Source organism: Streptomyces solitudinis (assembly GCF_036323765.1).
GTDB lineage: Bacteria > Actinomycetota > Actinomycetes > Streptomycetales > Streptomycetaceae > Streptomyces.
Map to the genome: position 1 here is coordinate 556,219 of NZ_JAZDCW010000004.1, position 19,513 is coordinate 575,731.

General features: G+C 74.6%; 14 protein-coding genes. 8 read left to right on the forward strand and 6 right to left on the reverse strand.

Features of this window, described 5'->3' with window-relative positions:
* Nucleotides 1-12: 12 nt before the first annotated feature.
* From V1J52_RS13795 to V1J52_RS13810, 4 genes are all read right to left on the reverse strand, one after another.
* Complete coding sequence (locus tag V1J52_RS13795; protein ID WP_330140034.1) at nucleotides 13-1,431, reverse strand: aldehyde dehydrogenase family protein; 1,419 nt, start codon at nucleotides 1,429-1,431, stop codon at nucleotides 13-15.
* A gap of 415 nt (nucleotides 1,432-1,846) precedes the next feature.
* On the reverse strand, nucleotides 1,847-3,133 hold the full coding sequence (locus tag V1J52_RS13800) for a tachylectin-related carbohydrate-binding protein (protein WP_330140035.1): 1,287 nt from the start codon (nucleotides 3,131-3,133) through the stop codon (nucleotides 1,847-1,849).
* Between the two features lie 69 nt (nucleotides 3,134-3,202).
* Nucleotides 3,203-6,421, reverse strand: a complete 3,219-nt coding sequence (locus V1J52_RS13805) for an AfsR/SARP family transcriptional regulator (RefSeq protein WP_330140036.1) — start codon at nucleotides 6,419-6,421, stop codon at nucleotides 3,203-3,205.
* A 55-nt stretch (nucleotides 6,422-6,476) separates the two neighbouring features.
* Entirely contained in the window at nucleotides 6,477-7,046 is a 570-nt protein-coding gene (locus V1J52_RS13810; RefSeq protein WP_443075816.1) for a M15 family metallopeptidase domain-containing protein, read from the reverse strand.
* 140 nt (nucleotides 7,047-7,186) lie between these two features.
* Between V1J52_RS13810 and hmgA the strand changes: the two genes are divergently transcribed.
* On the forward strand, nucleotides 7,187-8,515 hold the full coding sequence (gene hmgA / locus V1J52_RS13815) for a homogentisate 1,2-dioxygenase (protein ID WP_330140037.1): 1,329 nt from the start codon (nucleotides 7,187-7,189) through the stop codon (nucleotides 8,513-8,515).
* A 35-nt stretch (nucleotides 8,516-8,550) separates the two neighbouring features.
* The gene (locus tag V1J52_RS13820; protein ID WP_330140038.1) at nucleotides 8,551-9,318 is read left to right on the forward strand and encodes a GntR family transcriptional regulator; all 768 of its coding nucleotides are present in this window, start codon (nucleotides 8,551-8,553) and stop codon (nucleotides 9,316-9,318) included.
* Nucleotides 9,319-9,363: 45 nt separating this feature from the next.
* Here V1J52_RS13820 and V1J52_RS13825 read toward each other — a convergent pair whose 3' ends face one another.
* Entirely contained in the window at nucleotides 9,364-9,627 is a 264-nt protein-coding gene (locus tag V1J52_RS13825; RefSeq protein ID WP_330140039.1) for a hypothetical protein, read from the reverse strand.
* Nucleotides 9,628-9,951: 324 nt separating this feature from the next.
* Here V1J52_RS13825 and V1J52_RS13830 point away from each other — a divergent pair, with 324 nt between their 5' ends.
* The 6 genes from V1J52_RS13830 to V1J52_RS13855 all read left to right on the forward strand — a co-directional run bounded on the left by V1J52_RS13830 (nucleotide 9,952) and on the right by V1J52_RS13855 (nucleotide 18,076).
* A complete protein-coding gene (locus tag V1J52_RS13830) occupies nucleotides 9,952-10,350 on the forward strand; it encodes a hypothetical protein (protein ID WP_330140040.1) in 399 nt (132 codons plus the stop codon).
* A gap of 1 nt (nucleotide 10,351) precedes the next feature.
* Complete coding sequence (locus V1J52_RS13835) at nucleotides 10,352-11,476, forward strand: GNAT family N-acetyltransferase (RefSeq protein WP_330140041.1); 1,125 nt, start codon at nucleotides 10,352-10,354, stop codon at nucleotides 11,474-11,476.
* Between the two features lie 415 nt (nucleotides 11,477-11,891).
* Nucleotides 11,892-12,683 carry a glycosyltransferase family 2 protein gene (locus V1J52_RS13840; protein ID WP_330140043.1) on the forward strand — a complete coding sequence of 264 codons (792 nt, stop codon included), beginning with the start codon at nucleotides 11,892-11,894 and terminating at the stop codon, nucleotides 12,681-12,683.
* Nucleotides 12,680-13,720, forward strand: a complete 1,041-nt coding sequence (locus V1J52_RS13845; RefSeq protein ID WP_330140044.1) for a glycosyltransferase family 2 protein — start codon at nucleotides 12,680-12,682, stop codon at nucleotides 13,718-13,720. Before V1J52_RS13840 ends, V1J52_RS13845 begins: the two co-directional genes overlap by 4 nt.
* A gap of 20 nt (nucleotides 13,721-13,740) precedes the next feature.
* The gene (locus V1J52_RS13850) at nucleotides 13,741-14,529 is read left to right on the forward strand and encodes a polysaccharide deacetylase family protein (protein ID WP_330140118.1); all 789 of its coding nucleotides are present in this window, start codon (nucleotides 13,741-13,743) and stop codon (nucleotides 14,527-14,529) included.
* Nucleotides 14,522-18,076: a lipopolysaccharide biosynthesis protein gene (locus V1J52_RS13855; protein WP_443075817.1), complete on the forward strand. Its 3,555-nt coding sequence runs from the start codon at nucleotides 14,522-14,524 to the stop codon at nucleotides 18,074-18,076. The genes V1J52_RS13850 and V1J52_RS13855 overlap by 8 nt, the downstream gene beginning before the upstream one ends.
* A 27-nt stretch (nucleotides 18,077-18,103) precedes the next feature.
* On the opposite strand, the gene V1J52_RS13860 is transcribed toward V1J52_RS13855, so the two are convergent.
* Entirely contained in the window at nucleotides 18,104-19,489 is a 1,386-nt protein-coding gene (locus tag V1J52_RS13860; RefSeq protein WP_330140045.1) for a xylan 1,4-beta-xylosidase, read from the reverse strand.
* Nucleotides 19,490-19,513 lie beyond the last annotated feature (24 nt).

Here is a 19,513-nt window from a genome sequence, read left to right on the forward strand (position 1 = left end):
CGGGCGGGCTGCTCAGAGCTGGAGCGACTTCGTCTGGAGGTACTCGGCCAGGCCGTGCGTGCCCAGCTCCCGCCCGACGCCGGAGTGCTTGTAGCCGCCGAACGGCGCGAGCGGGTTGAACCGGCCCCCGTTGATGTCCACCTGGCCGGTCTCCAGGCGGCGGGCGAAGGCGACGGCCTCCTCCTCCCCGGCCGCCCACACCGCGCCCGACAGGCCGTAGACGGTGTCGTTGGCGATGCGCACGGCCTCCTCGGTGTCCTCGTACTTCAGGAGCGTGAGGACGGGGCCAAAGATCTCCTCCTGGGCGATCGTCATACCGGGGGTGACGTCGGCGAAGACGGTCGGCCGCACGTACCAGCCGCGCTCGTGCCCCTCGGGGGCGTCCGCTCCCCCGGCCACCAGCCGGGCGCCCTCGGCGACGCCCTGGTCGATGTACCCGGTGACGCGCTCGCGCTGGCGCTCGCTGACGACGGGCCCGAGCCGGGTCTTCTCGTCGGACGGGTCCCCGGGCACGTACTTGGCGGCGGCCTCGGCGGCCAGCGCGACGGCCTCGTCGTAGCGGTCGGCGTCCACGAGCATCCGCGTCCAGGCGCTGCACGTCTGGCCGGAGTTGGCCATGACGTTGGCCACGCCCACCTTGACGGCCCGCACGAGGTCGGCGCCGGGGAGGATGACGTTGGCCGACTTGCCGCCCAGCTCCAGCGCGACCGGCTTCACGGCGGCGCCGGCCAGCGCCCCGATCCGCTGCCCGACGGCCGTGGAGCCGGTGAAGGAGACCAGGTCCACGCCCGCGTGCCCGGCCAGCGCCTCACCGGCCTCCGGGCCGTACCCGGTGACGAGGTTGAACACCCCCGCGGGCAGCCCGGCCGCGTCCACGGCCTCGGCGAACAGCTGGGCCACCAGCGGGGTGTTCTCGGCGGGCTTGAGCACGACGGTGCAGCCGGCGGCCAGCGCCGGGGCGACCTTGGCGACGATCTGGTGCAGCGGGTAGTTCCACGGGGTGATGGCGCCGACGACGCCGATGGGCTCGTGGAGGACGCGGGAGTTGCCGATGCGCTCCTCGAAGGCGTACTCGGCGGCGATGGTGGCGTAGGAACCGGCGACGGCGATGGGCAGGTCGGCGTGCACGGCGCGGGAGAAGGACAGCGGCGCGCCGAGCTCCGCGCTGACCGTCGCGGCGATCTCCTCGCGCCGGGCGGCCAGCGCCTCGCCCAGGGCCGCCAGCCGGGCGGCGCGGTCGGCGGGTGCGGTGGCGGTCCAGCCGGGGAGCGCGGCGCGCGCGGCGCGCACCGCGGCGTCCACGTCCTCGGCGGTGCCCGCCGGGACACGGCCGATGACCTCCTCGGTGGCCGGGTTGGTGACCTCGATCAGGCCGGTGCCGACGGCGGGCCGCCAGGCCCCGTCACGGTAGAGAGCGTCATGTGCCTGCATGGACCCAAACTAGCGCCGCTAGTTTGACGGTGTCACCAGCCCCCGGCGTGCCGTGCCTCACCCCGCGTCCCGCCCGGCGTCCCACCCGTGCCCCGCCCCGCGCGCCCGCCCAGGCCCCGGGCGGGCGCCCGAGCGCTGCGAGCAGCGACCACCGCCGGGGCCAGGGGGCGGGCGTCGTCACCAGCCGGTGCCTCCTTGCCCACCACCAAGCCGCCGTCGCTACCGGGGCGCCCGCCGCGTCACAGCTGAGCGTGCCACTCGCGCGGCGGCGCCGGTACGCCTTCCGGCGGCACGGCGCCCCGCGGTACCAGGAATGTCCACACGCCCAGTCGTGACGGGGCCGCACGGCTCCGCCGCTCTCCAGGACGGGGGCCCCTGGCACATCAGCCCCACGCCCGCTTACAAGGTAGTGCTCCTAGGCCGCGGTGCGGGGCTGGGCGGACAGCAGGGTCTGGGTCCAGCCGCTGCTGTCCACGGTGCCGGTGCCGCGCAGGTCGGCGCCGCTGCCGTTGTACGGGAGGGTGTCGACGTAAGCGTGCAGCGAGCCTTCGGCACGGTGACCGTAGAAGGCGCCGCCGCCCGGGGCGATGAGGGCGTCCATGTTCTGCCAGGTGGACGACTTCAGCTCGTAGCGGGTCCAGTCGCCGGCGCCGTCGATCCTGTACGAGAACAGTTTCCCGGCGCTCGTGGTGCCCAGCAACCAGTCCGGGCCGGTGGAGGCGAGGGTCTTCAGGGCGAACCCGGTGTCGATGAGGGTGTTCCCGGTGATGTGCGAGGCGTTGGGTTTGGCGGCTCCGATGTTGTAGCGGCGCAGAGTGCCGTCGGCGATGCCGAAGAGGTGGCCGCTTCCGTCGTAGGTGAGCAGGTCATGGGTCCATCCCTTGCCCAGGTCGACCGGCTTGGAGAAGGACAGCGAGGTGTTGTTCGTGATGATGTCGACCCGGTACAGACGACCGGCGGTGGAGGTCACGAGGAGGGTGTTGAAGTTGAGCGTCGCCAGGGTCTTGGGAGTGAAGCCCAGTGTGGCCGTGGAGGTCACCGCGCCGTGGGTCCGCTTGCCGGTCTCCGTGTCGAGCTGGGTGTAGGTGAGGCGGCCGTCGCTCAGGGCTCCGTAGACGACGGCGCGGCCGGTGGAGTTGACGATCTCGTCGTATCGGACGCCTACGAACTTGGCGCTCGCGTAGGACGACTTGGTGTGGGTGGCGTGACGGCCGGCCTTGCCCCAGTTGTACTCCTCGTAGACCTGCATCCTGGTCTTGCTGGAGTCGGTCCACCGGTGGAACAGGGCGACGTGGCCGGCTTCCTTGCCCAGGATCGCGTCGCCCGGCTGGAGGTTGTCCAGGTTGGAGAAGGTGGTGGTGTCGCCGAAGGAGTTGAGGTTGCCCGTGACGCGGTCGTTGCCGCCGTTCTTGGGCAGCCGCCAGGCCATGGAGACGAAGCCGGAGCAGTCCGGCCGGTACTTCTCGCCGGTCACGGACGGCTTGGCGTCTGCGATGTTCTGGCTGTAGATGACGTCGTAGTTGTCGATCCACCACTTCGCGCGGTTCAGGATCTCGTTGCGGCTGACCGACCCGCCGACCGACGAGGCGTGGGCGGTGGTGGGTGCGGAGACTTCACCGACGACGGCGGTGGTGAGGGCGAGCAGGGTGACGGCGAGCGCGCAGGTCATCGCCGTCATCAAGCGCCGCAGGGTTCTGCGCATGGTGTTTCCCCCTGGGGAGTGAGCGGTCGTTGCACTGCACAGCCTCGACGCGCCCCCTTCAATCTCCCTTCAATCAATCTGCGCCGACACGCACTGGCCGCTCAGCTCGGCATGTTCGCGGGCGCCGCGGTCCGCGAAGACGCCCATGGCGTGGGTCCGGGCCGCCTGCGCGGCGGTCGTGTCACCCAGCGCGGCGTGGACGAGGGACAGGTCGTACTCGGTTCGGGCCCGCCACAACCGGACGTCCATCGTCTCCCACAGGGTCATCGCGGAGTCCAGGCAGCCCAGTGCGAGGTCGAGCCGTCCCTCGGCCAGATGCAGCTGACCCATCACCCGCAGTGTCACCGCCTGGCCGAAGCGGTCGTTCGCGCTGCCGGCCACCCCCAGCGCCCATTCCAGCCGGGGCAGCGCCCCGGCACCCCCGGCCAGCCGGAACCGCGCCTTGGCATGGGCCCGTACCGCGTAGGAGCACATCAGCTCGTCCCCGAGCCCGGCGAAGATCTCGGCGGCCTCGGCGCAGGTACGCAGTGCCTCGTCGTAGTCACCGCGGGCGCGGTGGTACAGGCCCTCGGTGCGCAGTGCCAGGGCGACACCGCGGCGGCTGCCGGCCTTGCGGTATCCCCACAGCGCTACGTCGATGTCGTCCCGCGCGCCCGGGTAGTCTCCCTGCTCCAGCCGGACCGAGCCGCGGATCCGGTGGACGTAGGCGATGCCGCGGTGGTCGTCCAGGGCCCGTAGCAGGACGCCGGCCTGGTCCAGGAAGTGCAGGGCCTCGGTCAGATGCCCCGGCTCGCGGCATGCGGTGCCCAGCCCGGCCAGTGCGGTTGCCTGGTTCCGGACATCGCACTCGACGCGGAAGCCGTCGAGTGCTTCCCCGTAGTGCGCCCGAGCCTCGGTGAACCGGTCCTGTGCATAGCGCATCTGGGCGAGTTCGGCGTGCATGACGGCCTTGCTGCGCTGGTCGCCGACGCGCCGGGCGGCCTCAAGGGCGAGGCCGGTGATCCGTTCGCGGAACTCGAAGCGGTTGTTGCCGAGCTCGACCGCCGTGTGGGCCGACAGCACCTCGCACACCAGCCGGTCGAGTCCCAGCGCGGCGGCACGCTCGACGGCAAGCGCCAGCGCGGGCTCTTCACCGGCCAGCCATCCGGCGACATCGGCGAGGACACGCCCGGTGTAGGCGCGGGGGAGGTCGGGCGGCGGGGCAGAGGTGGCGGGAGGCGGCTGCCGGACATGCTCGATGTAGTCGCCGGGCGGCTCGGGCGGCGGTACGGCAGTGCCCCGGGGAGGCACCAGGGGCGCGGGACCGTATCGGTGTGCGGCTCCGCCGCGGGGGGTGCCCGGCCACGACGGCGCCGCAGCCGAGTGACGGCCGCTGACGTCGCCGCCCGAGCAGTGACCGGGCTGCCAGACCATCTCCGCCGGCGGACGGCTGGCCGCGACCGCGTGCAGCAGCCCCAACCAGCCGCCCAGGGTCTCCGCCACGGCCGCCCGCAGGACGTCGGCCGGTTCCTTCTCCTCCGCGTACTCCCGGGCGAAGAGCCGTACCAGGTCGTGCAGGCGGTAACGGCCGGCGCCCGCCGTGTCCACGCCGGTGAACTCCACCAACTGGGTGTCGACCAGCACCTCCAGCAGCCGCTGTGCCTCGGCCTCCGCCATTCCCAGCAGCCAGCCGACGACCCAGCTGGAGAAGTCCGGCAGCCCCAGGTGGCCGAGCCGCCCCAGCGCCGTCCGGGCCTGCTCGTCCAGGAGCTGGAAGCTCAGGCTGATGGTGGTGCGTACCGCGAGGTCCCCGACGCGCAGCTCGTCGAGCCGGTGGCGTTCGTCGTCCAGCCGGTCGGCCAGCACCGCCAGCGGCAGTCTGCTGCGCACCGCCAGGCGTGCCCCGGCGATACGGATGGCCAGCGGCAGATGGCTGCACGCGGCGAGGATGCGGACCGCCGCGTCCGGTTCCGCCCGCACCCGGCCGGCACCGACGATCGTGGTGAACAGCGAGAGCGCCTCCGCCTGAGCCAGTACGTCCAGCTCGGTGAGGCGCGCCCCCGCGAGTCCGCCCAGCCGGTCCCGTGCGGTGATCAGCACGGCGCAGTCGCTGCCCGCCGGCAGCAGGGGCCGCACCTGCTGTTCGTTCGCGGCGTCGTCGAGCAGGATCAGCAGCCGACGCTCCGCGAGCAGGGTGCGGTACAGCTCCACCCTCGCCTGGGTGCTGGGCGGCAGTTGTCCGTCCGGCACACCCAGCGCCCGCAGGAAGCCGCCCAGGATCTCCTCCGTGGTGGCCGGGGAGTCGGACATGCCCCGTAGTTCCGCGAACAGCTGGCCGTCCGGGAAGTGCCCCGCCACCTGGTGTGCAGCGTGGACCGCCAGCGCCGACTTGCCGCTGCCGCCGGGCCCGGCCACCACCTGTACCACACTCGGCTCGCCCGTCAGGCCCTCACGGAGGAGGCTCAGTTCCGCGCGCCGCCCGGTGAAGTCACCTGACCGGGGCGGGAGGTGCGCCGGAGGCTGGTGGTCGGCGGGGGCGGGCGGGCTGAGCGGGCTCCCGGGCAGCCGGTCGTCCTCACCGCGCAGGATGACCGCGTGCAGACCGCTGAGTTCGGGTCCCGGCTCGATGCCGAGCTCCTCGACGAGGGCGTCGCGGCCCGCCCGGTAGCAGGCCAGGGCGTCCGCCTGCCGGCCCAGGCGGCGGAGGGTCACCATCAGCAGGCCGCGCAGCCGTTCGTCGGCCGGGTACGCCTCGACCAGAGCTGTGAGCTCCGCGAGGTGATCCAGCCGGCCCAGAGCAAGCTCGGCGGCGTAGAACTCCTCGGCGGCCGAGGTCCGCAGCTCGTCCAGGCGCCGGGCCTCCCCGCCGAGGGGCGAGTCCGCCAGCCCGGAGAGGGCGGGGCCGCGCCACAGCGCCCTGGCCTCGTACAGCAGTGTCGCGGCCCCGGCGAAGTCCCGGGCGGCGGTGCGGTCCTTGGCCTGCCTCCGCAGAGCGGTGAAACGGTGCGCGTCCACCGTGACCGACTCCGGGCGCAGTACATAGCCGGGCGCGCGGGTGACGACGACCTTGGGGTGCCCCGCTCGGGCGAAGGAGCGGCGCAGGGTGGAGACGTAGGAGTGGATGAGGGCGCGGGCGCTGGGCGGCGGGTTCTCGGACCACAGGACGTCGACGAGCCGGTCGATGGGCACCACCCGGCCGGGGTCCAGCGCCAGTGCCGCCAGCAGGGCGCGTGGTTTGGCCCCGCCGAGTTCGATCCGTCCGTCCCCGCTCCCGGCCTCGACCGGGCCGAGCAGCCTCACGTGCAGCACGCTGGCCCCCTCAACGACGCTGTGAGGCGGCAGTAGCCGGCGGGCGCGCCGTCACTCAGCGACCGACAGGGCCGTACCGCGCATGGCCGACACCCCGCTGATACGCCCAGGAACGGTCGCCGTGGGACCAATGCCACCACACCTCAGGGTAGTTACTCATCCCCGCGAAGCTCAACGCCTCACTCAGCACACTCAGGTGCTCGGCTGCGACGGGGTCGAGCGCAGAGCATGCCGTACGGGCATCCGCCCCCCTGTCCGGCCAGAACCCCACGGCTCCCGGCCAGAGCTCGGCGCCGTCGGTCATGCAGAGCGTCAGGTCGGCTGCCGCACCGGTCTCGTGCCCGGAGCATCCGGGCCGGGCCCCCGCCGGGGCGGGCCGGTACGCGTCGAGGACCAGCAGCCGCAGACCCACCGGCAGCATGGTCTGCGCGGTGACCAGGCGGTCCACGACCCCCAGCCGCAGCAGGGCTGGTGCCGACGACGCGAGCCGGCCGGTGAGCCGCAGCGCGCGCACCGCCCGCAGATCGACGAGCTTCTCACCGCACTCGCGCACCGGGACCGCGATCACTCCCCGGCCCGGCTGGGTCACCTCTTCCAGATCTCCGTCCTCCGACGGCATGGACACCGGCCGGCGGCACCTTGCCACGACAGGCTTCAGAAATCCTTCGATCCCACCGTGTGGACGGAGTTCCGCGGCGGCTGTTGCCCCGGCGCACCCCCATTCCTATGCTGAGACATAGGAATCGACGGCGGCAGGAGCACCCCATGAGCGGCGACGGGCAGACGCGCGGGACGGCGGAGGAACCGGCGTACCTCACCGGCTTCGGCAACGAGCACAGCAGCGAGGCGGTGCCGGGAGCGCTCCCGGTCGGCCGCAACTCCCCGCAGCGCGCCCCGCTGGGGCTGTACGCGGAGCAGCTCAGCGGCGCGGCGTTCACCGAACCGCGGGCGCACAACCGGCGCTCGTGGCTCTACCGCATCCGGCCCTCCGCCGCGCACCCGGCGTTCACCCGGCTGACGGACGGGCGGGCGAACCCGGCGCTGCGCACCGCGCCCTTCACCGAGATCCCCGACCCCAACCGGCTGCGCTGGGGGCCGCTGCCGGAACCGGAGGCGGGCACCGACTTCGTCGCCGGGCTGTGGACGCTGGGCGGCAACGGCGACGCCACCCAGCGCGCGGGCATGGCCGTCCACCTCTACAGCGCCAACGCCTCCATGACCGACCGCGTGTTCAGCGACGCCGACGGGGAGCTCCTGATCGTCCCGCAGCGGGGCCGTCTCGTGCTGCGCACCGAGTTCGGCGTCCTGCACGCCGGGCCCGGACACGTGGCGCTGGTACCGCGCGGGGTGCGGTTCCGGGTCGAGCTGCCGGACGGCACCGCCCGGGGCTACGTCTGCGAGAACTACGGCCGGCCGTTCGCCCTGCCCGACCTCGGCCCGGTCGGCGCGAACGGGCTGGCGAACCCGCGGGACTTCCTCGCGCCGACGGCCCGCTACGAGGACGTGGCCGGGCCGGTGGAGGTGGTGAACAAGTTCTGCGGCCACCTCTGGGCGGCCGAGTACGGCCACTCGCCGCTGGACGTCGTCGCCTGGCACGGCACCTGCGTGCCGTACGTCTACGACCTGCGCCGCTTCAACGTGCTCGGCTCCATCAGCTACGACCACCCCGACCCGTCCCTCTTCACGGTGCTCACCTCCCCCTCGGACACCCCGGGGCTGGCCGGGGTGGACTTCGTGGTGTTCGCCCCGCGCTGGCTGGTGGGCGAGGACACCTTCCGGCCGCCGTACTTCCACCGCAACGTGATGAGCGAGTACATGGGTCTCATCGAGGGCTCCTACGACGCCAAGGCGGAGGGGTTCGTCCCCGGCGGCGGCTCGCTGCACAACATGATGTCGGCGCACGGCCCCGACCGGGAGACCTTCGACCGGGCCAGCGCCGCCGAGCTGCGCCCGCAGAAGGTGGACGACGGCCTGGCCTTCATGTTCGAGACCCGCTGGCCGGTCACGGTGACCGGCCAGGCGCTCGGGGCGGCACACCGGCAGCGCTCCTACGACGATGTGTGGCAGGGTCTTGAGCGACACTTCCGCGACTGACGTACCCCACGTCACCCGGCTGGACCGGAGGCACGGTGACCCTCTTCGCTCCCGACTCGGTCGAGCTGAACCGCAAGCTGCCGCTGTGGTACCAGGTCTCGCAGTCCCTGCGGGCCTCGATACTGGGCAGGCCGCCGGAGGCCCCGCTGCGGCTGCCCACGGAGGAGTCGCTGGCCGAGCACTACGGGGTGAGCGTGCTGACCATGCGCCAGGCGCTCAAGGAGCTGGAGACGGAGGGCCTGATCAGCCGGCACCGCCGCCGGGGCACGTTCATCGAGCCCGAGGCGCGGCGGGGCCGCCCGGTGCGCGTCCTCGGGTCGGTGGACGCGATCGTGGCCCAGCAGTCGGGTGAGGACACCACACTGCTGGGCCACGGCCCCGTGCCGGTGCCGCCGGAGCTGGCGGAGTACTTCCCCGGCCTCCGCGAGGCGGTGTCCTTCCGCAGGCTGCGCCGCGACCGCACGAGCGGGGAGCCGACGAACTGGGCCGAGAACCTGATCCACCCGGAGATAGCCGGACGCGTCGCCCCGGACGCGCTCCGGCGCATGCCGATGACGAAGGTGCTGCGCGACGAGGCCGGGGTGCGGATCAGCCGGATCACCGACACCGTCGAGGCCAGACTGGCCGACCCCGAGACGGCCAGGCTGCTCGACGTGCCGCTGCTGAGCCCGATCCTGCACTACACGGGAGTGACGTTCGACGAGCGGGGGCGAGCGGTCGACGTGGCGCGCATCCACTACCGGGGGGACCGGTTCTCCTTCTCCGTCACGGTGGAGAACATTTCCGACGTGTCGGACCACTGACCGGCGCCGGTGCCGTTGCCGCAGTGGCCGCGCCCCGGGCAGCCGTCAGCCGCGGCCCCCGAACAGGGAGCGGCGCAGCCGGCGCAGGGGAGCGAACAGCGAGACCCGGGCGCCCCGGCTGGTGCGGGAACGGGTGACGTCACGCGTGGTCAGCTCACGCATCAGCGTCGTCGCCTCCTCCGCCCGGCCCGCGGGCACGGCGGGTCCGCCCAGGACGCTCAGGTGCCGGTCCAGGCGCGACGCGTTCGCGCCGGAGCGGCAGTTGACGGCAGGCACGCGCGGCCTGCTGGGCATTGCTATCTGTTCCATGACACTCCCCACCCGTACGACGGCACCCGGCCCCGGGCAGCCTTCACCCTATCGCCCGACGCGAGTCCGCGGGTATCCCGGTCATGGTAATCACCTGCCCCGCACGCGCGTTGACAAATCTCCCGGTGTCCGCAGCGCCGCACCGCGGGGCGGCTGAGAGCGGACGCCGGAAGGCGTGCGCCCCGGCTTGCCATCCCCTGCGCCCGCTGTGTTCCCGTGCGCCCGGCTCCGCCGGACACGGTGTCCGGGTGCTCTTGACGGGAGCACGGCCGGACCACGAGATTGTGGCCTGACACAACGGCGCTACGGGGGGCACAGCCGTCGATGCACATCACTGACGACCGCGGCGGGACCGGCCTGCCGGCGCCGCTGCTGGCCGGCGCCGCCGTGGGGGCGGCCGGGGCGGGCCTGGCTCTGGGCGACCTCGGGCCGCCGTTGCGGGCACCGCTGACGTTCTTCTTCCTGCTGGCCGCGCCCGGTGCGGCGCTGGCCGCGGCGCTGCCGGGTCTCGACCCGCTCAGCCGGGCCGTCGTGGCCCTGGCCGGTTCCATCGCGGTCAACGTGCTGGTGGCCCAGACGCTGCTGGCCGCCCGTGCCTGGTCGGTCCGGGGCGGGGTGGCGGCCGTCGCGGCGCTGAGCGCCCTGACGCTGCTCTCCGTCTGGCTGGGCCGCCGTTTCCCCGGCCTCCGCACCGGCTTCGAAGCCGCCCTCAGGAGACGGTGACGTGGGCATCGACATCTGCGAACCGGGCGACTTAGCCGCCGCCGACCTGGCGGCGTGGGCAGCGCTCCAGGAGCGGGCCGCACGGGAGGGGGCCGGGCAGCTCGCCAACCCGTTCCTCTCCCCGGAGTTCACGCTGGCGGTCGGCCGGGTGCGGCGCGGGGTGCGGGTGGCGGTGATCCGCGAGCAGGGCGGCCGCGAGGGGGCGTTCGAGGGGTTCTTCCCCTACCAGCGCTCGGCGTTCGGCGTGGGGCGCGCGGTGGGGCTCGGGCTGTCCGACTGCCAGGGCGTGGTGCACCGGCCCGGGTTCACCTGCGACGCGCGGGAACTGCTGCGGGCCTGCGGCCTCGCGGTGTGGGAGTTCGACCACCTGGCCGCCGGTCCGCAGCCCTTCGCCCGGTTCGCCTCCAGCGCCCACGCCTCGCCGGTGATCGACGTCGCGGGCGGCCCGCGGGCGTTCTGGGACGGGCTGCGCGAGCGGTCGCCGGGCTTCACCCGCAGGACGCTGTCCAAGGAGCGCAAGCTCGGGCGCGAGGCGGGCGAGGTGGTCTACGTCCACGACGAGCGCGATCCGCGGGTGCTGCGCACGCTGCTGGCCTGGAAGTCGGCGCAGTACCGCCGCACCGGGCGCAGCGACCGGTTCGCCCGCCCCTGGATCGTCGAACTGGTGGAGCGCCTCTTCCACACCTCCGCCGGCTCCTGCGCGGGCAGGCTGTCGGTGCTGTACGCGGGCGGGCGCCCGGTGGCCGCGCACTTCGGCCTGCGGTCGCGCACGACGCTCGCCACCTGGTTCCCGGCCTACGACCCGGCGTTCGCCCGCTACTCGCCCGGCCTCGTGCTGCACCTGCGGCTGGCCGAGGCCGCGGCGGCCGAGGGGCTGCGCCACGTGGACATGGGGCGCGGCGACAAGCGGTACAAGGACGCCCTCAAGTCGGGGGACCTCACCGTCTACGAGGGCTGGGCGGCCCGCCGCCACCCGGTCGCGCTGGGCCACCGCGCCAGGAGGGCGCCGGTCCGCGCCCTGCGCCACCTTGTCGTCTCCCGGCCGGAACTGTTCGCCCCAGCCGACCGGTTGCTCAAACGGTGGGGCGCGATGCGCTCGGGAGGTGAGCGCACGACGCGCGGATGACCCCTTCCGTCCGGACCGCCCCCGTCCCCTCCCGGACTGTGGCCGTCCGTCACGAGCCACCGGCTTCGCGCGCTGGCCCCACCCAGCGTCCGAACCGCCACACGTCAACCGCCATTCGACACACAACGCCGCCGTCCGCACCGGCGGGCGTTCCGCCTCGGGGAGGGGCCGGATACGCCAGACGCCGGGCGGGACGGGGCAGGGGGGTGCCGTCCCGCCGGTGCGCAGCCGCGCGCCGGCCGGGCCGCGACGCGGCCGGAGACCTCGCCGCTCACCTGGTCCCCCCGGGCGCGCCGCCGGCGTGCCCGGAGGTTCCGGGCGGTCCGTCGCGGGCGTGATCCCCCTTGTGCACCTGTCCACCACCGCTCGGACCGCCCCGCTGGGCGCGGTCCACCGGACGAGAGGGAATGCCCCGATGACCGCCTCCGCACACCCGCTGGCCGAACCGTCCCCCGGCCGCTACCGGCCCGTCTCCTCGCACCTGGCCATCGCACCACCGGTCAGCGTCGTCATCCCGGCCATGAACGAGGCCGAGAACCTGCCGTACGTGTTCAAGACGCTGCCGGACTGGGTCCACGAGGTGGTGCTCGTGGACGGCAACTCCACCGACGACACCGTCGCCGTGGCCCGGGACCTGCGCCCCGACGTGGTGGTGGTGCCCCAGCGGGGCAAGGGCAAGGGCGACGCGCTCATCAGCGGCTTCGCGGCCTGCACCGGCGAGATCATCGTCATGGTGGACGCGGACGGGTCGGCGGACGGCACGGAGATCGTCACCTACGTCTCCGCCCTGGTCGGCGGCGCCGACTTCGCCAAGGGCTCGCGCTTCGCCAACGGCGGCGGCACGGACGACATGACGCCCGTGCGCAAGCTCGGCAACCGGCTGCTGACCGCCGTCGTCAACGCCAAGTTCGGCGCGCGGTACACCGATCTGTGCTACGGATACAACGCGTTCTGGCGCAGATGCCTGGACGACATCGCCCTGGACTGCAACGGGTTCGAAGTGGAGACCCTGATGAACATCCGCGTCGTCAAGGCGGGGCTGCGGGTCCAGGAGATACCCAGCCACGAGTACGAGCGCATCCACGGCGTCAGCAACCTGAACGCGGTGCGGGACGGACTGCGGGTGCTGTCGGTGATCCTGCGCGAGGGCGGCAGACGCGGCCGGGGCACCGCCGCACGTCCGATGGCCCTGCGGGAGGGCCGGTGACGCACGGCACGCCGTCCGCGTTCTCGGTGGTGGTGTGCGTCTACACCGAGGACCGCTGGGAGGACATCCTCGCCGCCGTGGCCTCGGTGCGGGCGCAGTCGCTGCCCGCCCTGGAGACCCTGCTGGTCGTGGACCACAACCCGGCGCTGTTCGACCGCCTGTCCGGACACTACGCGGGCACGCCCGGGGTGCGGGTGCTCGCCAACGCCGGGCCGCGCGGGCTGTCGGCCGGCCGCAACACCGGCATCGCCGCGGCGGCCGGGGACCTGATCGCCTTCCTGGACGACGACGCGGTCGCGGAACCGGACTGGCTGCGGCACTTCGCCGACGCCTTCGCCGACCCGGCCGTCCTCGCCGTCGGCGGCCGGACCGAACCGCTGTGGGCGTCGGGCCGCCGCCCGCCGTGGTTCCCCGAGGAGTTCGACTGGGCGGTGGGCTGCACCTACCGCGGTCTGCCGCCCGGACGGGTGCGGGTGCGCAACGTCCTGGGCGGGAACGCCTCCTTCCGGCGCTCGGCGTTCACCGCGACGGGCGGGTTCGCCAGCGGGATCGGCCGGGACGGGAACCGGCTCCCGCTCGGCTGCGAGGAGACGGAGCTGTGCATCCGGCTGGCCCAGGCCCGCCCCGACGCGGTGCTGCTCATCGACGACCGCGCGGTGATCCACCACCGGGTGCCCGCCGTCCGGGAGCGCCTCGCGTACCTCGTGACCCGGGCGTACGCCGAGGGGGTGTCCAAGGCGCTGGTCGCCCGGAGCGTGGGCGCCCGGGACGGGCTGTCCAGCGAACGGCGGTACGCCACCCGGGTGCTGCCCGCCGCGCTGGGCCGGGGCGTGCGCGACTTCCTGGCCGCCCGCGCGGGCGGTGGCGGACGGGCCGTGGCCGTCCTCACCGGGACGGGCGCTGCGGTGGCGGGCTACGCGGTGGGCTCGGTGCGGGCCCGGCGCGGCGCCGGGTTCGCCGCCGGGGCCGCCGCTCCCGCGCCGAGGACGGGCCGGGAGGGCGCGGACCGGGCCGCCCGGGAGGAGGAACCACGGTGAACGGCCCGGTACCGATCCTCATGTACCACACGATCGCCCGCTTCCCGGCGCCCGCCGCCCGGCGGCTGTCCGTTTCCCCCGAGGCGTTCGCCGCCCAGATGGAACTGCTCGCCGAACGGCGCCACACCCCGTTGACGGTGTCCGAACTGGCCCGGGCGTGGCGTGGCGGCGGCCCGCTGCCCCGGCGTCCGGTCCTCGTCACGTTCGACGACGGCTACGCGGGCGTCCACCGGCACGCCCTGCCCGTCCTGACCCGGCTCGGGTTCAGCGCCACCCTGTTCGCCGCGACGGGGTGGCTGCGCGGGCCGCAGCACTGCGGCGGCGCGCCCGACGCCATGCTCGACTGGGCGCAGTTGCGCGAACTGGCCGACACGGGGGTGGAGATCGGCGGGCACAGCCACTCCCATCCGCAGCTCGACCAGCTCGGCGACGCGGCGCTGCGGCGGGAGGTGGGGCACTGCCGGGCGCTGCTGGCCGACGCGCTCGGCCGGGCGCCGCGCTCCTTCGCCTACCCGTTCGGCTACTCCAGCCGCCGGGTGCGCGACGCGGTGCGGACGGCGGGCTTCACGCAGTCGCTGGCCGTCCGCAACGCGCTGGCCGACGCGCGGCGCCAGGGACCGTACTCGCTGGCCCGGCTGACCATCCGGCGCACCACCACACCGGCCGAGTTCGCCCGGCTGGTGGACGGCGTCGGCGTCGCCCGCAGTTTCGCGGGGGACCGGGCACTCACCACGGGCTACGGCGTCTGGCGCCGGGCCCGCGCCGCGGCGGGAGTCGCGGCGGGAAGGGTTCAGCGCTTTCGTGTCTGACGCCGTGACGACGACCACCGCCGGGCCGCGGGCCCGGGACACCCCTCCCGGGCGGGCCTCCGCCGGCGGTGGCCACCTGTTCCGCAACGCCTACGCGCTGATGGTCAACACCGGCATCAGCGCGGTGCTGGGCCTGGGGTACTGGCTGGTGGCCGCCCGCTACTACTCGGACGAGGCCGTCGGCCAGGGATCGGCGGCGATCGCCGCGATGAAGTTCCTGGCCGGGCTGACGGCGGTGACCCTCATCGGGGCGCTGGCCCGCTTCATCCCGGTGGCCGGGCGCACCACCCGCACGCTCATCCTGCGGACGTACGCGGCCAGTTCGCTGCTGGTGGCGCTCGCCGCCACGGTGTTCCTGCTGACGCTCGGGCTGTGGGGGCCCTCGTACGGGTTCCTGCGCGGCTGGCTGCCGGGGCTCGGGTTCGTCGCCGCCGTGGTCGGCTGGTCGCTGCTGACCCTCCAGGACGGCGTGCTCACGGGGCTGCGCAGCGCCGCCTGGGTGCCGGCCGGCAACACCGCGTTCTCGGTGGTCAAGCTGGCGCTGCTGGTGGGGCTGGCGGCGGCGGTGCCGACGGCCGGGGTGTTCGTCTCGTGGGCGGCGGCCATCGCCGTCTCCGTGGTGCCCCTGGGATGGCTGGTGCTGCGGCGGCTGGTGCCCCGGCACGTCGCGGCCACGGCACGGGCGGCCCGGCCCGCGCCGTGGCGGGAGATGGGCCGCTTCCTGGCCGGGGACTACACCGGGGCGCTGTTCTCGCTGGCCGTGGTCTACCTGGTGCCGGTGCTGGTGGCCGCGCAGGTCAGCGCCGCGGACAACGCGTACTTCTACGTCACCGTCACCATCTCCGGGACGGTGAACCTGCTCGCGCTCAACATGGGGTCCTCGCTGACCGTGGAGGGCGCGCACAACCCGGCGCTGCTGGCCGCGCACTGCCGGGCGGCGCTGGGCCGGATGCTGCGCATCATGGTCCCCGTCTGCGCGCTGCTGTTCGTGTTCGCGCCGCAGATCCTCGGCGTCTTCGGCCCCGGCTACGCGGCGTCCGCCACCGGGCTGCTGCGCTGGTACGCCGTGGGGGCGCTGCTGCGGGTGGTCATCGAGCTGTACTTCGCGGTGCTGCGGGCGCGCAGCCGCACGGCGGGGCTGGCCTGGTTGCAGGGCGTGCTGTGCACGCTGGTGCTGACGCTGACGCTGGTGCTGCTGCCCGCCCTGGGGCTGGCCGGGGCCGGGATGGCGGAGGTCGCCAGCCTCGGCGTGGTCGCCGTGGTGGCCGCGGTGCGGCTGCGCGGCGTGCTGCGCGGACCCGGCGGCGCGGACGGTTCCGCGCGGACGGTGGACGGCCCGCGCACGGCCGGGGGCGCGGACGGCGGGACGGCCAGTGCCACGGCCGGGGGCGCGGACGGCGGCGGGACGGGCGGGGGCCCGCCGGCGGGCGGGGGCCCGGACGAGGGCCCGGACCGCCGCCCGGACCCGCAGCCGCGCCCCTCCCCCGCCGCTCGGCTGCGCGCCCGGCTCCCGGCGCGGTGGGCGGGGCCCGGACGGCCCCCGCCCGCGGCGCTCGCACGGTGGCTTGGACTCGCGGCGGCCACCGCGCTGTTCTGGGTGCCGCTGCGCGGGTTCGGCGAGGCGGAGCTGGACGCGATGGGCGGCCTCGGGCTCGTCTCCGTCCTGCCCGGTCCGACGCTGCTGGGCGCCGCGGGGCTCGCCGTGTGCTTCGGGCTCGCGCTGGCCCGGCGGGTCCCCGACCGGGCGCTGCTGGGGGCCACGCTCGTGCTGACCCTCCTCGCGCTGCACGCCGTCCCCGCGGTGGTGGAGGCCGAGCCGCGGTTCGCCACCGCCTGGCAGCACCTGGGTTTCCTCGACTACATCGACCGCACCGGCGTCACCGCGCCTGAGCTGGACGCGCGGTGGAGCTGGCCCGGTTTCTTCGCCGTCACCGCCTTCGTCGCCCAGGCGTGCGGCGTCGAGGACCTCACCGGCGTGCTGCGCTGGTGGCCGACGGCCATGCAGGTGCTGTACCTGGCCCCCTTCGCGGTGCTGCTGCGGGCCTTCCGCGTGCACTGGCGGGCCCGGTGGACGGCCGCCTGGTTCTTCGTGCTGTGCGGCTGGGTGGGCCAGGACTACTTCTCACCGCAGGGGTTCACCTACCTGCTGTACCTGGCGTTCGCCGCGGTCCTGCTGCGGTGGCTGCGCCCGCGGCCGGCGCGGCCGGGTCCGCGCACGCCGGGGGAGGCGGCCGTCCCGGAGGTGTCCCGCTCCACCCGGGCGGTGCTGCTGGGCGTCGTCCTCGCCCTGTTCGCGGCGTCGGTGACCGCGCACCAGCTCACGCCGTTCGTGATGCTGGGCCTGGCGGGCGGGCTGCTGCTCGCCCGGCGGCTCGGGCCGCGCGGGCTGCCGCTGCTCGGCACCGTCCTCGTGGCCGCCTGGGTGGGGTTCCTGGCCGAGTCGTACTGGTCGGGGCACTTCGACGAGCTGTTCGGCGGCCTCGGCGGCCTGACCGGTAACGTGTCCTCCTCGGTGGCCGGCCGCATCGAGGGCGGCAGCCAGACGCACAAGCTGGTGCTGTACACCCGCGTCGCCCTGGCGGGCGGCACGCTGGCGCTGGCGGCCTTCGGGGCGTGGCGCAGACGCCGGGCCGGGTACGGCGACCGCTGCCTGCTGCTGCTGGCCGCCGTGCCGTTCGGCGCTTTCGGGCTCCAGTCGTACGGCGGCGAGATGGCGCTGCGGGTGTTCCTGTTCACCGCCCCCGGCGCCTGCCTGCTGGCCGCCCTCGCGTTCTTCCCCCGGGAGGGGGACCGCGCCGGGGCGCCGGGCCGGGTGCGCCGGTGGGCGGCACCGGGCGCCGCCCTGCTGGCCGGGCTGGTGCTGCTGGGCGGGTTCCTCGTCGCGCGGTGGGGCAACGAGAGCTTCGAGCGGGTGCGGCCGGGGGAGGTCGCGGCGATGGAGTACGTGTACGCCCACGACCGTCCGTCGGCCGGGCTGCTGTGGCTCAGCAGCGATCCGGCGACGAACCTCACCCCCGCCCTGCCGTGGGGCGCGCGCGACATGGAGCGGGTGCGCTACCTGCCCGTGCAGGCGCCGACCGACCCCACCCGTACGGACGATCTCGTGGCCGGGCTGCGCGCCGCCGGTCCCGGGGGGCTCCTGATGGTGAACGCGGGCCAGTCCGCGTACCTGGAGCTGGACGCGGGCTACCCGGCGACGTGGGAGGCGCGGCTGCGCGAGGCCCTGGAGGCGCGGCCGGAGCTGCGGCGGGTGTTCGAGCACCGCGACGCCGCCGTGTACACGCTGCGCGATCCGCCCCCGGGCGCGGGCGCCGCCGCGGACCCGGGACCGCCGGGCCCGCGGGTGACGTGGACCGACTGGTCGGTGACCGGGGCGCTGTGCGTGCTGCTGGTGCTGCTCCTGCTCACGGGCCGCGAACTGCTGCGGGTGCTCGCGCCGCCCGGTCCGCGGCGGGACGCGTGGCTGCCCGCCACGCTGTGGTTCACCGTGCCGCTGATGCTCGTGGCGGCGGCCGCGCTGGTCCACCGGCTGATGACGCTGTCCTGACAACCCTTCTCGGCGGCGTCCGTCCGGTCAGCGGTCCAGCCAGCGCACCTCGTGTCCGGCCAGCTCGACCGGGCGGCCGTCGATCCGGGTGCGCACCGGCTCGGTACCGGGGTTGACGGCGAGGACCGTGCGGTCGTCGGCGAGGAGGTGCAGGCCCGCCGGGGGGTGCGCGGTGACGCTCTCGTAGCCGGTCCCGGGGCCGAAGGCGGTGGCGAAGCGGGTGAGCAGGTCCAGTATCGGCAGCGGTCCGCCGCCCGACGCCTCGCCGGTGCCCTCCCACAGGCAGCCGGGGCACCGGCCCTCGCGGAGCTGGGGGTTCCAGTAGAGGCCGGTGTCGGCACCGCCGCGGGCCATGGCGATGAGGCCCGCCGCCTGGACGGCCAGGCGGTGGCCCTCGGTCCAGTCGTCGCGGCGGTCGTGCGCGTCACCCGGCTCGACGTACCACTCGGCCCACCACAGCGGCAGTCCCGTCGTCCCGCGCACCCAGCGGCCGATGTCGGTGAACTTGGCGGTGGCCCCGAAGGCGTCGGGCAGCAGGCGCCTGTCCTTGGTGTAGCTGGAGGCGTCCACGACGACGAAGTCGGCGCCGATCCGGTGCGTGTTCCAGTAGCGCACCGCGTCCAGGGCCCGCTGGTCGGCGCTGCCCCAGGCGCCGCGCAGTTCGGCGGACGCGTGCGGGCTGTCCCCGGTGACGCTGTCCATGACGACGTAGGGCCCGCCGACCAGCGCGTCGGGGCGCACCCGCTTCACCTCGGCGTACACCAGGTTGTACAGCTCGGTGTAGCCCTCGTGGTCCCAGCGGCCCCGCTCGTCGTCGAAGAAGCCCTTCAGCTCGTTCCACACCAGGAAGTGCCGCACCTGCGGGTAGCGCTGGGCGGCGTGCCCGGCGAGCCGCGCGAAGTTGGCGTAGTGCTCGGGCAGCGGCGCCTTCTCCAGGTCGTCCCAGTCGGTGTGCCCGGCCCGTCCCCCCTTCATCCAGTCCGGGGCGCAGCACAGCGTGAGGACGGGCACGCCCTGCGTCTCGCGGATGAAGGCGATCCGGCTGTCGAGCGCGGCGAAGTCGTAGCGGCCCGGGGAGGGTTCGGGGTTCTCGGCGCCCCACCCCATGAGGTGCTGGTTCTGCGGCAGCCGGTGCGGGGTGAGGGTGCGCACGGCGCGGCGCCGGGCGGCGTCCGTCCCGCCGTCGGCGCTGGCCCGGGTGTGGGTGAAGCCCCAGCCGAGGTCTGCCCGGGGCGGCCCGGCGGACGGGCCCGGGGCGGACGGGCCGGCGCTGTCGTCGCGCGGGCCCGCGGCCGTTCCGGTACACAGCGCGAGCAGCAGGGCGAGCGTGAGGACAACGGCCGCCGCCCCCGCCCGCCGTCTGGGGGACGCTGCCGCCGCTGCCGCCTTCGTTGCCACTGGGTGACGTGCCATGCTCCCACCGTAGTCAGCCCGCCG